The organism is Amycolatopsis mongoliensis (genome assembly GCF_030285665.1).
GTDB lineage: Bacteria > Actinomycetota > Actinomycetes > Mycobacteriales > Pseudonocardiaceae > Amycolatopsis > Amycolatopsis mongoliensis.
Genome location: NZ_CP127295.1, coordinates 6232630 through 6246501 on the forward strand (window position 1 = coordinate 6232630; position 13872 = coordinate 6246501).

The window sequence follows — 13872 nt, forward strand, 5'->3', positions numbered from 1 at the left end:
TTCGACGGGCCACCCGCGAGATCGCGGGTGGCCCGTTCCCACGGGCGAATCCGGGTCGGGGTTGTGGCGAGACCACTCGCTCCTCTGCTGGCGGCAGGGCCCGCTCAGCTCCGGCGGCCGCGCGCCCCGACGGTCATCCAGGAGTAGTCCACAAAGGATGAGTTCTCGTACACCGCGTACGCCTCGTCGAGCAGCTCCCGGGTGACCAGGCCGGTGGCGAGCGCGTGCTCCTCGACGAGCTTCGTCGTGTTCTTGAGCCAGCCCGCCAGCGGCTGCCCGCCCCGCGCCGGCATGACCACGCCCTCCGCGGCGCAGTCGACCAGGCCGGCCGCCTCCAGCGGGACCGGCAGGGTGCGGGCCCACTCCGGGGCGGTGCCGACCCGGTCCGCCATGACGCGCGCGAGCGCCGCCATGGTCTCCCGGGTCGCCGGGTGCGAGGACAGCTCGGGCAGCGTGGTGCCGATCTCGATGAGCAGCCAGCCGCCGGGCTTGAGCCACGACGACAACCGCTCGATCACGGCGTCGCGCCCGGGCAGGTGTTCCAGCACGAACCGGGTGTGGATGACGTCGAACTCGCCGGGCGCGTCGTCCGTGGTGACGTCGTGGTGCAGCACGGTCACCCCGAGGTCGGCGAGCGGTCCGAGGAACGCGAGGCTGAGGTCCGTCGCCACCACGTTCTCCGGGCCGGCCAGCTCGGCCATCCTGGCTGCCACCGAGCCCGCTCCGGCGCCGACCTCCAGGCACTGCCACCCCGTCCGCACCCCGAGGTTTTCGAGCTGCCGGAAGCTGAACGGATCGAAGCTCTCCTCCAGCAGGCGAAGCCGGCGGTGCTCGGCCTGCGCCTGGGTGTCGACGAAGTTGTTCCAGCCGATGGTCTGCGACATCCGGTGTTTCCTCATTCGATCAGATCGGGCGACGACGCATCGTACGGCTAGTCGCGCCGCTTCCGACAGGGTCAAAACCCTTTTTTTCGCGTTGTGCTCGAATAAGATCCGGTTGCCTAGCCGAACGTGACGGGCGTCACCGGACGGCCGGTCACTACACCATCCACATCGGACGGGGGAAGGGAAGAACACGGTCGAGCCACGGGTATTCGCAGACTTACGCTGATCGGCTTATCCCACTCTGCCACGAACGGTCGCACACCGGAGTCGATCACCTGGGCGCAGTATTGCCTCGGACGCGATCGCACCGTAGCTTCTCCAGCGATCATCAGCCCTTTTCATTGTCGCGTCCGGAAGAATGGATTCCAGCACGATGACGGATCTCGCGTTGCCGGTGAACGCCGCCCGAAGCAGGGGCATCGGATTGCTGGAGGCCGTGGTCGAACGGTGGGCGGCCGAGCGGCCCACCGTCACGGCGTGCTCCGCGCCGGACGGCGTGCTCGACTTCGCCGGCCTGGCCGAGCGGACGACGGCGATCGCCGGTGCGTTGGCGGCCGCCGGAGCGGGGCCGGGCACCACGGTCGCGCTGACCACCGGACGATCCCGGCTTGCCGTGGCGAGCCTGCTCGCCGTGTGGCGCCTCGGCGCGACGGCGGCACCGCTGGACGAGCGGCACCCGGCCGCCCGGACCGCCGAGGTGCTCGACGGCGCCGGCGTGTCACTGATCCTCGGGCAGCGGCCTCCGGGCGCGCCGGCCGACCTGTCCGTGCTCGACCCGGAGAGCGCCCGGGGCGGGCTTTTCGCCGCGGCCGGGGGTGAGATCGCCTATCTCATCCACACCTCGGGCAGCGCGGGGCAGCCGAAGGGCGTCGAGGTCACCTACGAAGGCCTGGAAACGGTGCTGGGTGCGATGAGCACCATCCGCATCGGGCCGGGTGGCCTGGGGGTCAACCCCCTCTCGCCCGCGTTCGACGGCTGGCTCTGGTGCGTGCTGTTGCACCTGTTGAACGGTATCGGCACGGCGATCCTCGACCTCGCCGACGACGGCGAGCACGTCGACCTCGCCGACCGGATCGCCGCGATCGCGCCGCGCACGGCCAGCCTCACGCCCTCCCTGCTGGCCTCCTGCGCCGACGCGCTCGCCGGTGCCGAGGTCGTCGTGGTCGCCGGGGAACACTGCCCGCGCGGACTGCTCGAGGTGCTGCTGGCCCGGCACCGGGTGCTGAACGTCTACGGCCCCACCGAGGCCACGATCGCCGCGACCTGCGCCGACAGCGCCCGCGGCGACGACGTCACGACCATCGGGCGCCCGCTGCCCGGATACCTGGCCCGGGTGCTCGACGACGACCTGCGGCCGGTGCCCGCGGGCACCCGCGGCGAGCTGTGCCTCGGCGGGACCGCGCTCGCCAGGGGCTACCGCGGCGACCCGGACCTCACCGCGCGCCGGTTCGTCACGGTGGACGGGGAACGGCTGTTCCGCACCGGCGACGAGGTGCTCGCCCGCCCGGACGGGCACCTCGAGTTCCTCGGCCGGCTCGACACCCAGGTCAAGGTGCGCGGGTTCCGGATCGAGCTCGGCGAGGTCGAGCGGGTCGTGGAGCAGCTGCCGGCCGTGCTCGCGGCCACGGCGTTCGTCCGGACCGGGGGCGGCACCCTCGGCGTCGCCGCCGTGCTCGCCGACGGGCACGACCCGGATGCCGGCGCCCTGCTCGTGCGGGAGCACTGCCGGACCTTCCTGCCCGAGCACATGCTCCCGTCCACAGTGGACTTCCTGCCCGTGCTGCCCTGCACCGACCGCGGCAAAGTCGACCGGGAGGCGCTCGCGCTGGCCGCCGACGCGGCGCGGCCCGCGGGCCGCGCGCCGGCCACCGTCCGCGAACACGAGGTCTGCGCCGTCTTCGCCGAGGTGCTGGACCAGCCGGTGACCGACGTGGCCGCCGATTTCTTCGAGCTCGGCGGGCACTCGCTGCTCGCCGCGCGGATGGTCGCCGCGCTGCGCAAGCGAACCGGGCTGCGGGCGTCGATCCCGTTGCTGCTGGGCAACCCCAACCCGGCCGCGCTGGCCGCGGAGCTGGACCGGCTCGCGGAGGTGTCCGCTTGAGCGGCTGGGTGGTGCCGTGGCACCCGTCTCCCGCCGGCCGCCCGACCCTGGTCTGCGCGCCGCCCGGTGGCGCCGGCTGCAGCCGCTTCCGCGGCTGGCAGGCCCGGCTCGGGCTGGCCGTTTCGGTGGTCGGCGTGCAGCTGCCCGGGCGGGAGAACCGATTCGCCGAGGAGCATCCGGCGACCTTCGCCGAGGCCGTCGCCGCCGTCGCCGCGGACCTTGCGGAACTCCGGGCAGGCGCGCCGCTCGTCATCGTCGGCGAGAGTTTCGGCGGTCTGCTCGCCTACGAGCTCGCGCGGGCGGCCGGTCCGGACGCGCTGGTGCTCGCCGCGACCGAACCGCCGGGCAATCGGTCGGCCGCCGAGCACCTGGTCATCGACGAGCAGATCCTGCGCGACCTGTTCGTCTCCGGCCCGCCCGAACTCCGCGACCTCGACGAGGACAGCCAGGAGTTCCTGCTCGACGTGCTGCGCCGGGACGACAAGCTCGCCGACACCCACGTGCTCGCCGAACGGTTCCAGGTGGACTGCCCGATCCACGCCTGGTCCGGCGACCTGGACGCGGTGGTGCCCGGGCACCTGCTCGACGGCTGGGCCGGCTACAGCACCGCCGGCACCACGCGGCGGTCCTTCGCCGGAACCCACACCTTCCTGACCGACCTCGCGGACGAGACCGTGCCCGCACTGGGGAGCCTGCTGTGCTGATGGACCTGACCGACGACCTGAGCTTCGCCGGCACCGAGTTCTGGCCGCACTTCGCGTGGCTGCGCGAGCACGATCCGGTGAGCCGGCACCCCGACTCCCGTGGCGGCTTCTGGGTGGTCACCCGGTATGCCGACGTGCTGTCGGTCTACCGCGACGCGGCCGGGTTCAGCTCCCGGCACGGGATGCGGCTGGGCACCAACCCGACCGCGGTGGACGCCGTGACCGGGCAGATGCTGATCGTCTCCGACCAGCCGGACCACGCGCAGCTGAAAACGGTGCTGGCCAAGGGTTTCTCGCCCGCCGCGATCCCGCACGCGGAGGACCTGGTGCGCACCGTCGTGCGCGGCCTGCTCGACGACGCACTCGCCGCGGGCGAGGTGGACCTCGTGGAGACCGCGCGCCGGCTGCCGACTCGCGTGGTGTGCGCGCTGATGGGCGTGCCGCGGGAGGAGTGGGACTGGCTCGGCGGCACGATGAACGACGCCTTCGAGGGCGCGGACGAGCAGAGCAGGCTCGCCGCGCACGCGGAGATCTTCCTGTACTTCTCGGAACTGGTGCTCGACCGCCGGGACAACCCGGGCGACGACTTCGTCAGCCGGATCGCCGCCGACCGGCGGTCCACAGCGGACGGTACGAAGCGGCCGCTGACCGACACCGAGATCGTGGTGAACTGCAACGGCGTCCTCGCGGGCGGCAACGAGACCACTCGCTACTCCGCGGCCGGCGCCGTGCTCGCCCTGATCGAGCACCCGGACCAGTGGGCCGCGCTGCGCACCGACCGCGCGCTGCTGCCGAGCGCGGTCGAGGAGGTCCTGCGCTGGACCACCCCCGGCGTGCACGTGCTGCGCACCGCGACCGCGCCCACCACGATCGGCGGCGTCGACATCGCCGCGGGCGACCGGGTGACCCTGTGGAACGTCTCGGCCAACCGGGACGACGCCGAGTTCGGCGACGCCGGCCGCTTCCGGGTGGACCGCACACCCAACCGCCACCTCGCCTTCGGCGGCGGCCGCCACCAGTGCCTGGGGGCGCGCCTCGCCCGCCTGGAACTGACGGTGTTCCTGGAGGAACTGCTGAACCGCGTGGCCACCGTGGACATCGTGGGCGAACCCCGCTACACGGCGTCGAACTTCACCTGGGGTGTGCGCGAACTGCCGGTGCGCCTGCACTCCGCTTGACCATGTGGCCGATTGGCCGCGTGCGGGTAGAGCTGCGTTGACGAGGACAGGAGACCGTTGCGCCGGATCTCGATCCCCGGCCTGGTGAGGCCACTCTTGCTGCGCCGGGGACGATGCCGGCGGCGCGCGAGCACCGTCAACCGACCCGGAAACGTTTCGCGCCTCCCCGAAACATGAGGTCGTTTCGCTGATCGGGCGACCTCCCGTCCGGAAGGATTCGTGGCGGATTCCGTGACCGTCGTCGGTTCCGGGACGGTGCGGAACGAGTCACCACCACGTGGTCCGGTGGGCGACCACGCCCGGGTCGAGATCGGGATGCGCCGGCGTCGACGACGTTCGGCCAGGTCACCAGGCGCAGCAGCTCGCCACGAGCAGTCCTCTTCGGATCGCCGGACCTGCCTGGTGGCCCCGTCTTCGGCGGAGCCACCAAGGGAACCGCGACCCGGCCGACCGCTCCGGCGACCGTGCCCGTCGCCGCGAATCGCGGCCACCATGGCGGGATGGCGTTCACCGATCCACCTGATCCCGGCCACGCGCGCACGCTGGACGAGCTGATCGCGCAGCTGCGGCTGCTCAAGACGTGGGCGGGTGGCCCGTCGTACGCGCAGATCGCCGAGCGGGTGAACCGGCTCTGGACGGCGGCCGGGCGCCCGCCCGGCGAGCGCACCGCCCGCACGACGGTCGCCGACTGCTTCAAGGCCGGCCGCGCCCGGCCCAACACCGATCTGGTGCTGGCCGTTGTCGAAGTGCTGCACCCCGACCCGGGCTACGTCGCCGGCTGGCAGGACATGCTGCGGGTGGTCCGCAGCCGTGCGGAGGCGGCGACCTTCGTGCAGGCTCAGCTCGGCCTGCCCGGCGCGATCCCGCACTTCACCGGGCGCCGGGCGTACCTCGCGCGGCTGTCTGCGGTGCTCGGCGACGCCACGGGCGGACAGGTGACGGCGATCGCGGGCATGGCCGGTGTCGGCAAGACCGCGCTGGCCGTGCACGTCGCGCACGAGCTGCTGCGCACGGGCCCGTTCGACAACGCGCTTTTCGTGAACCTGCGCGGTTTCCACCCCGACCCCGGCCGGCCGCCCGTGGATCCGGCCGCGGTGCTCGACTCCTTCCTGCGCTTGCTCGGCGTGCCCGGGCACGCCGTACCCGCCGACCTGCCGGGCAAGAGGCGGCTGTACCGGGAGCGCTCGGCCGGGCGGCGCCTGCTCGTCGTGCTCGACAACGCGCGCAGCGAGGATGAGGTCCGGCCGCTGCTGCCCGACGAACGGGGTGGGCCGGTGCTCGTCACCAGCCGCACGGCGCTGCCCGGGCTGACCGGTGCGGCGCACGTGCGGCTGGACGTGCTGGATCCGGACGAGGCGCTGGCCTACCTGCGGCTCACCGTCGGCGCGGAGCGGGTCGACCGGGAGCCCGGCGTGGCCCGGCGGATCACCGCCGAGCTGGGCAACCTGCCGCTCGCGCTGACCCTCGCCGCGTTGCGGATGACCGCGCCGGCACACCGGTCGTGGCTGCTGGCCGACCACCTGGAGCGGCTCGAGCAGCGGCGCGCGCACCTGCGCCTGGACAACGCCGTGGACGCGTCGATCGGCCTGTCCTACGACCAGCTCGGCGAGCCGGAACGGCGGGCCCTGCGGTTGTTCGCCCTGCACCCCGGCGCGGACCTGGACGCCTACGGCATCGCCGCGCTCGCCGGTACCGGCCTGGACGAGGCGACCCTGACCTCCGACCGGCTCGTCGCCGCGAGCCTGGTGCGGCGCAGCGAGGCGAACCGATTCGAGCTGCACGACCTCGTCCGCGCGTTCGGGATGGCGCGGACCCAGGACGAGGACGTCTCCGCCGGCCGGAAGGCCGCGCTGTCAGGCTTGCTCGACTACTACACGTTCGCCGCCGCCACCGCGATGGACCAGTACGCGCCGCGCGTGCGTGACCACCTGCCGCGCGTCCCCGACCCCGGCTTGCCGATCCCGCCGCTGACCGGCCGCGGGCCGGCGGCCGCGTGGCTGGACGCCGAACGAGCCAACCTGGTCAGTGCCGGCATCCACGGGGTGCCGTCGGGCCACGCGGGACTGCTGTCGCGGATCCTGTTCCGGTACCTGCAGACCGGTGGCTACATCAGGGAGGCGCTGGTCCTGCACAGGAGCGCGGCGGAGTCGGCGGACCCGGTCGCCCGCGGGCACGCCCTGGTGAGCCTCGCGGCCACCCACGGCCAGGTCGGCCGCTACGAGGTGGCGACGCAGTGCGCCGAACAGGCGCTGGACCGCTTCCGCGGTGCGGAAGACCGCTGGGGCGAGTGCCGGGCGCTCGGGACGCTGGGCGCGATCGCCTCCTGGAATGCCGACTTCGCGCGTTCGGCGGGGTTCCTGCGGGAGGCGCTGACCCTGGCCCGCGAGGTCCGCGACCGGTCGGGCGAACGCACCGCGCTGACCAACCTCGGCTATGTCTACGGCCGGCTGGGCTGGTACGCCGAGGCGCTGGATTTCCACGTGCAGGCACTCGCCATCGACCAGCAGGTCGGCGACCCGAGCGACACGGGCCGCACCCTGCTCAACATCGGCGACGCGCACCTGCGCTCCGGCAGGCACGCGGACGCCTGCGGCTACTTCCGCCGCGCGACGGCCATCGCCGAGCAGGTGGGCGACCGGGACCTCCACGTGGAAGCGCTGCTGTGCCTCGCGGACGCGTCACTGGAACTCGGCCGCGCCGACCACGCCCGGACGACCCACGAGTGCGCGCTCGCGATAGCGGTGGACCTCGGCAGCCTGCACCAGGCGGCCCGCGCACACACCGGCCTCGCCCGGGCCCTGACCGCGATGGGCGACCCGGTGCGGGCCCGGCACCACTGGCTCGCTGCCCGCGACCACCACCGCGAACTGGGCCTGCCGGAACCGGCCGAGATCACCGCGGGTGCCGGCCGGCCGGTCACTGCCGGTGGGTGACGGCGTCCGCGCGTGACGAGTCGGTCCGGTCCCGAACGCCCCAATGTGGCGTTGGTTGCGTCCAACGCACCCAATGTGGCGTTCGGTGCGTCAGACGCACCGAACGCCACATTGGGGCGTGTCGCCCTGCCGCTGTCGACGGACCTCGGACGCACGAGCGGGCGCTGGGTCCGGCGTCCGGGTTCGTCCGGGATTGCTGCCCGGAGACGCGGGTGACCGCGATGCTCGCAGCCGGCGCGGGACTGGGGAAACGCATCCCGCACCGTGGACACACCCACCGTCGAAGGGAGAAACCATGGGGCGCCTGATCGACCGCGTGCTCACCCGGATCGTGCCCACCGCCAAGGCTTCCGCCTGCAGTGGCACGTACTTCTGCGACGCCGCGGGCCACCCCGGCTACTGGTACCGGTTCTGCTGCCCGCAGACCGGCTGCGAGTGGTCCAAGGTCCGCAGCAGCTGCTGAACCGGTCCGAGCGTGCTCGGGCGGTGTCCGCCGCCTTCCCCGCGGACACCGCCCGAGCATGGATGGAGTGACATGGAGTACCTCCGCGCGGCCTGCGCGGCGCTGATCGCCGTGGTGTTCGCCGTCTCGTCGGTGTCGAAGCTGCGGGACTTCCGCGGGTTCGCGCGGTCGGTGCCCGTGCTGGTGCCGATGCCCGCGAGGTGGGTCCTGCCGGTGTCGGTGGCCGTCGTGGCCGCCGAGGGGAGTACCGCGGTCCTCGTGGTCGTGCCGGCCACCGCGACGGCGGGGTTCGTCCTCGCCTCGGGGTTGCTGCCGGCCTTCACCGCCGCCATCGCCGCTTCGCTACGCCGCGGGCAGCGGGTCCCGTGCCGCTGCTTCGGCGCGGCCGACACCCCGGTCGGCCCGCGCCACCTGGCCCGCAACATCGTGCTGGCCTGCCTGGCCGTCCTCGGCGCGCTCGCGCCGGAGCACCTGCCGCCCGTCGCCGGGGCCGCCGTCGCGGTCGCGGTGGGTGTGGTCGTGGCCGTGCTCGTCACCGCGATGGATGACATCGCCGTCGTGTTCGCAAGGAGTTCCTGATGCCCCTCGTCGTCGCCACCTTGGTGCTGCTCGGCCTGTTCTGCCTGCTGAACCTGCTCCTGACCGTCGGGATCCTGCGCCGGATGCGGGCTCAGGCCGCCACGGAGTCCGGGGCCCTCTTCGCGCTGCGCCCCGGTTCGGCCATCGGCGAGTTCGCCGCCACCACGACCGACGGCGAGCCGGTCACCACCGCAACGCTGAACGGCACGGTGGCGTTCTTCTCCGCCGATTGCGCTGCCTGCCACGACACCCTGCCGGACTTCCTCGCCTACGCCCGCGATCGGGGCAGGGACAACGTCTTCGCCGTCTTCGGCGGCGATGAGCCGGACACCGTGCGCGCGCTCGCCGAGGTCGCGCGGGTGGTACCGGCCGACCTCGACGGCGGCCAGGTGGCCACCGCGTTCCGCAACACCTGGACACCCGCGCTGTACGTGGTGTCCGACGGGCGGGTGGTCGCGACCGCGGGCCGGGTGCACGAGCTGCCCGTGCCCGCCGGGCGCTGACCGGTGCGCGAACCGGACCGGCGGATCGGCGCGGACCAGGTGCGGGCGGCGGCCACGGCCGCCGCCGTGCTGCTGTGGCGGTCCGGGCCGGCGCGGCTGGCCGGGCTCCTGGTCATGACGGCGGCCGCGGCGACCGCGCCGATCGCCACCGCCTGGCTGACCAAGCTCGTCCTCGACCGCCTCGTCGGGCGCACCGGCGCGGTCGGCGGCCTCGCCGCGGCACTGGCGTTCGCCGGGCTGGCCGTCGCCGCGTTGCCGGTGGTGGTCCACTACGTCCGGGCACAGATCGGCCGCGCGGCGAGCATGGTCGCCACCGACCGGCTGTTCGACGCGCTGGGCCGTCAGGTCGGGTTGCGCACCTTCGAGGACCCGGCCTACCAGGACCGGTTGCGGCTGGCTCAGGAGAGCTGCGGCCGGGTGCCGGAGATCGTCGACGGCGTCGGCGGCACGCTCAGCGGGACGCTCTCGCTGGCCGGGTTCCTCGGCTCACTGCTCGTGCTGAGCCCGGCGATGACCGGCGTCGTGCTGGCCGCCGCGATCCCCGCGTTGCTCGCCGAACTGCTGCTGGCCCGGCGCCGCGCCGCGGTGGAATGGCGCATCGAGCGGTTCGCCCGGCGCGAGTTCTTCTACAGCCAGCTGCTCACCGGTGTCGCCGCCGCGACCGAGATCCGGCTGTTCGGCATCGGGGCGTTCCTGCGTGCCCGGATGATGGACGAGCGCAGGAGCGCCAACGACGCCCAGCGCCGCATGGACGAGCGGGAGCTGTGGACCATGGGCGGGCTGACCGCGCTGAGCGCGGCGGTCGCCGGTGCCGGGCTCTGGTGGGCGATCACGTCGGCGCGCGACGGGTCGCTCAGCGCCGGCGACGTGTCGATGTTCGTGGCCGCCGTCGCCGGGGTGCAGGCCGCGCTGGGCACGCTGGCGTCGGCGATCGCCAACGGCCAGGCCCGGCTGCTGTCGTTCGCGCACTACGTCGCCGTGGTCCGCGCGGAACCCGATCTGCCGAGCGGATCCGGGGACGCGGCACCCGCGTTGCGGCAGGGGCTCGAGCTGCGTGACGTGTGGTTCCGGTACAGCGACGAACACCCGTGGGTGCTGCGTGGGGTGGACCTCACCATCCCGCACGGCGCGGCCGTCGCCCTCGTCGGCCTCAACGGCGCGGGCAAGAGCACGCTCGTGAAGTTGTTGTGCCGCATGTACGACCCGACGCGCGGGCAGATCCTCTGGGACGGGGTGGACCTGCGCGACATCCCGCCCGCGTTGCTGCGCTGGCGGATCAGCGCCGTGTTCCAGGACCACATGAACTACGACATGACCGCGGCCGAGAACATCGGGCTCGGTGAGCTGTCCGCACTGGGCGACCGGGCCCGGCTGGTGGACGCCGCGTCCCGCGCGGGCGCGCACGACCGGATCGCCGCCCTGCCACGCGGTTACGACACGCCGCTTACCCGGATCTTCGAAATCGGCAGCGAGGACACGTCGACCGGCGTGGTGCTCTCCGGCGGGCAGTGGCAGCGCCTGGCGCTGGCTCGTTCACTCGTCCGGGAGGGCCGGGACCTGATGATCCTGGACGAGCCGAGCTCCGGTCTCGACCCGGAGGCCGAACACGAGGTCCACGCGCGCATCCGCGAGCACCGGCTGGGCCGCACGAGCCTGCTCATCTCGCACCGGCTGAGTGCGGTGCGCGACGCCGACCGCATCGCCGTGCTCGAGGACGGCCGGATCAGCGAGCTGGGCACGCACGACACCCTGCTCGCCGACGGCCGTGGCTACGCGCGCCTGTTCCGCCTGCAGGCCGACGGCTACCAGGCCGTGCCGTGAGAGTCCTGGTCCTCGCCGGACTGCTGGCCGCCTTCGTCGCCCGCCGGATGCTGATCCTGACCACAGTGGACGGTTCGAGCATGGCACCGGCCCTGCGGTCCGGCGACCGGGTCCTGGTACGCCGGACCCGCCGCCCACGGCGCGGTCAGGTGGCCCTGCTGCGCTACCCACCCTTGCCGAGCGGAGCGCCGGCGGGGGAGCAGTTGCTGCTCAAACGCGTGGTGGCGGTGGCAGGAGACCGCTTACCGCCCGGGTGGGCCGACCCGGACGTGCACGGCCTCGGCGGTGCGGTGGTACCCGGCGGCTGCGCCGTCGTCCTGGGCGACAACCGGCCGGCCAGCTGGGACTCCCGGCACTACGGGTTCGTGCCGCGAGAGAGGATGATCGGCGTGGTGGCGCGGCACGTCTCCCGGGAGTGACTCGCTGGGTCGACGATGACCGCACACAGGCTCGGCTCTTCCCGCGCTCGCGCGATCATGCTCGCTTCGTCGTCATCTGCTCCTTGCGCGAAGCGGTGAGTGGGTTCCCGAATCGCTTGGCGAAATGACTCGTACCGGACCTGGGGGTGGGGGCTTCCCCGACCTCGTGATCGTGGGCGGGCACATCGGCTTCCCCCGGCTCGACGAGATCGCGACCTCGACCGTCGAGTGGCCGAACTTCTCCATCGACACCTCGGCATCAGGGCGGGCCGTACCCCGGACCTCGAGCGCCCCAATGCGGCCTTCGGTGCGTTCAACGCACCGAAGGCCGCATTGGGTGCGTGAGCGAGTATCCGATGGATCTTCTGCTGCCGGACAGCTCGCGCATTCCGAGGGGCCCGAACGGGCGGTGAGTCGTGGCGCGGTCGTCGCGGTGACCGCGCCACGACCAGATCAGCCGACGAGTGTCTGGCTGGTCGCGCGGCGGTGCCCGGCGAGGGCGGTGTGCGGCTGCGGCCGCAGCGCCGGCATGAGGTAGCCGCTGCCGAGGCCGCGGGCCACACCTCGGCTGACGGTGCGTTCCGGATGGTCGCGCCAACTGTGGTCCCAGCGGCGGACGAACCGGTCCACCGGCGGCACCAGCGCTGTGACGTCGTAGAACAGCGGGTCCTCCGGCTGGAGGCCGGCCTGCCACAGTTCGTGCCGGAATCGTCGTGCGCTCAGCGCCTTGATCCCCGTGCGGCGCGCACCGTGGCGGTGCTCGGGAGCCACGCCGACTGCGCGCTCGAGGCTGCCGAGGGCGCGCCGGGCCGGCCAGAACACGCCCCATTCCACCAAGCGGTAAGGGCTTTGCGGGTTGAGCATCGTGGCCACGAGCAGACCGCCGGGCCGCAGGACCCGCGCGATCTCTCGCAGCGCCGAGGCGACGTCGGTGTACTCGAGGACCCCCATCGCGAGCGCGACGTCGAAGGTGCCGGCCGGGAAGGGCATGTTCTCGATGTCCCCGACGGCCGGCGTGACCTCAGCCCGGCCGGCTCGGGCCACGACCGCGTCGATCATCGCCGCCGAGCGGTCGCAGGCGGTGATCCGGAAGTCGCCGGGACGGGTGTCGAGCAGGTGCCGCACCATCATCCCGGGACCGCAGCCGATGTCGAGCAGGTCGCCGCCGGCGCGGCTGCGAAGGACCTCGTCGACGGCGTGCAGCCGTGAGTGGTGGTAGCGGGCGGTGGGGCCCCACCCCGTGTAGGCGTCCGCGTAGTCCGCCACCAGTTCGGCGTCGGCGTACTGGGCCCGCACCAGATCGTCACGGGTTGGCCTGGTCCTGGGTTCGAGCGGTACAGAAATAGACATGGGCACCTCCACGAGCGACTCTTGGCAGCCTGGGAAATTTCGGGTGGACCGTGTGCGTCGTCGGTTCTCCCGGGATTCTCGTTACCGATCCGGTGAAGGAATGGAAAATAAGGGGCAAAGGGATGAACGGCCCTGCACCTGTCCTGCTCAGTCGGGGGGTCCGAATCGCGGGTTGACTGGTCATCGGCAACTTCTGGAGAAGGGTGCGTACAAATAGTGCATAGCCGACGATGGCTTCTATACCTCCGATACGGGTCGGTAGCGGCAAAGGTATGCGATACGTGATAACCGAAGTTTGACCGATCGCTGCGAATCATCGAAGATTTCGTCGATTGCGCTTTCGTGAGCTCGCGGAGTCGACCTGCTCCGACGCCGCAACGGAGTGCCGGTCGAGGAAACGGAAATCCGCGGGCACTGGCTCGCCGCCGAAATCATGCGCAGTGGGATCAGCCGCGGACTCCAGCGGCCCCGGCACTCTCGAGCGCAGTCGGCTCCACCTATTGATCACGACTTCGACCCACGGGTGTGGTCACAACCGAAGAACATCTGCGGACAACTCCCGCCGCCACGGCCCAGCCGCGGTGCTGCCGGCAGCGGCGTGGTGCCGTGGAGATGTCCGGTCCGAGCAGCCCGCGCGGCGACGGCCGCCGCGTCGGCGAGCCGGGCGTATTCACGGGCTGCCCTGGTGGACGTCGAGGTCGTCACGACGTCGGCGCGGTGATCGATCGATTCGTCACCAACAGCCCGTTGATGTTCCTGCAGATCGAGTTCCGGCAGTCCTGCGTCGTGAGGCGGTTCGACCGGGCTCTGCGTGCTCGGCCCGCCGAAGAGTCTGTGCTCGCCGTGACTGAACCATCCCTTTTGAGGCCGATCGAGAAGTATTCGCCGGGCTGTTGAACGTGGCTGGAAAGGCTTGTCGCCGTCGTCGCGTGCGGGT

Annotated in this window: 12 protein-coding genes; 10 read left to right on the plus strand and 2 right to left on the minus strand. The window is 72.5% G+C overall.

The genetic code is table 11. From position 1 onward, the window contains the following. Window positions 1-104: 104 nt before the first annotated feature. Window positions 105-884 (minus strand): class I SAM-dependent methyltransferase, encoded by a 780-nt coding sequence (locus tag QRX60_RS30065; RefSeq protein ID WP_285994788.1) that lies wholly within the window; start codon window positions 882-884, stop codon window positions 105-107. Window positions 885-1257: 373 nt separating this feature from the next. Between QRX60_RS30065 and QRX60_RS30070 the strand changes: the two genes are divergently transcribed. The 9 genes from QRX60_RS30070 to QRX60_RS30110 all read left to right on the plus strand — a co-directional run bounded on the left by QRX60_RS30070 (window position 1258) and on the right by QRX60_RS30110 (window position 11585). Beyond that, the gene (locus QRX60_RS30070) at window positions 1258-2985 is read left to right on the plus strand and encodes a non-ribosomal peptide synthetase (RefSeq protein ID WP_285994789.1); all 1728 of its coding nucleotides are present in this window, start codon (window positions 1258-1260) and stop codon (window positions 2983-2985) included. Next, complete coding sequence (locus tag QRX60_RS30075; RefSeq protein WP_285994790.1) at window positions 2982-3689, plus strand: thioesterase II family protein; 708 nt, start codon at window positions 2982-2984, stop codon at window positions 3687-3689. The genes QRX60_RS30070 and QRX60_RS30075 overlap by 4 nt, the downstream gene beginning before the upstream one ends. Continuing rightward, window positions 3689-4867, plus strand: coding sequence for a cytochrome P450 (locus QRX60_RS30080; RefSeq protein WP_286003730.1), 1179 nt, complete (start codon window positions 3689-3691; stop codon window positions 4865-4867). The genes QRX60_RS30075 and QRX60_RS30080 overlap by 1 nt, the downstream gene beginning before the upstream one ends. Window positions 4868-5367: 500 nt before the next feature. Then, window positions 5368-7800 (plus strand): tetratricopeptide repeat protein, encoded by a 2433-nt coding sequence (locus tag QRX60_RS30085; protein WP_285994791.1) that lies wholly within the window; start codon window positions 5368-5370, stop codon window positions 7798-7800. Window positions 7801-8095: 295 nt separating this feature from the next. After that, on the plus strand, window positions 8096-8263 hold the full coding sequence (locus QRX60_RS30090; protein WP_285994792.1) for a hypothetical protein: 168 nt from the start codon (window positions 8096-8098) through the stop codon (window positions 8261-8263). Window positions 8264-8335: 72 nt separating this feature from the next. Further along, window positions 8336-8842: a MauE/DoxX family redox-associated membrane protein gene (locus QRX60_RS30095; RefSeq protein ID WP_285994793.1), complete on the plus strand. Its 507-nt coding sequence runs from the start codon at window positions 8336-8338 to the stop codon at window positions 8840-8842. Beyond that, the gene (locus QRX60_RS30100; protein ID WP_285994794.1) at window positions 8842-9345 is read left to right on the plus strand and encodes a TlpA disulfide reductase family protein; all 504 of its coding nucleotides are present in this window, start codon (window positions 8842-8844) and stop codon (window positions 9343-9345) included. The genes QRX60_RS30095 and QRX60_RS30100 overlap by 1 nt, the downstream gene beginning before the upstream one ends. A 3-nt stretch (window positions 9346-9348) precedes the next feature. After that, the gene (locus QRX60_RS30105) at window positions 9349-11166 is read left to right on the plus strand and encodes an ABC transporter ATP-binding protein (protein ID WP_285994795.1); all 1818 of its coding nucleotides are present in this window, start codon (window positions 9349-9351) and stop codon (window positions 11164-11166) included. Further along, window positions 11163-11585: a S26 family signal peptidase gene (locus tag QRX60_RS30110; protein WP_285994796.1), complete on the plus strand. Its 423-nt coding sequence runs from the start codon at window positions 11163-11165 to the stop codon at window positions 11583-11585. Before QRX60_RS30105 ends, QRX60_RS30110 begins: the two co-directional genes overlap by 4 nt. A 453-nt stretch (window positions 11586-12038) precedes the next feature. Here QRX60_RS30110 and QRX60_RS30115 read toward each other — a convergent pair whose 3' ends face one another. Beyond that, the gene (locus tag QRX60_RS30115) at window positions 12039-12935 is read right to left on the minus strand and encodes a class I SAM-dependent methyltransferase (RefSeq protein ID WP_285994797.1); all 897 of its coding nucleotides are present in this window, start codon (window positions 12933-12935) and stop codon (window positions 12039-12041) included. A 612-nt stretch (window positions 12936-13547) separates the two neighbouring features. Here QRX60_RS30115 and QRX60_RS30120 point away from each other — a divergent pair. Beyond that, the gene (locus tag QRX60_RS30120; RefSeq protein WP_285994798.1) at window positions 13548-13832 is read left to right on the plus strand and encodes a hypothetical protein; all 285 of its coding nucleotides are present in this window, start codon (window positions 13548-13550) and stop codon (window positions 13830-13832) included. Window positions 13833-13872: the final 40 nt, after the last annotated feature.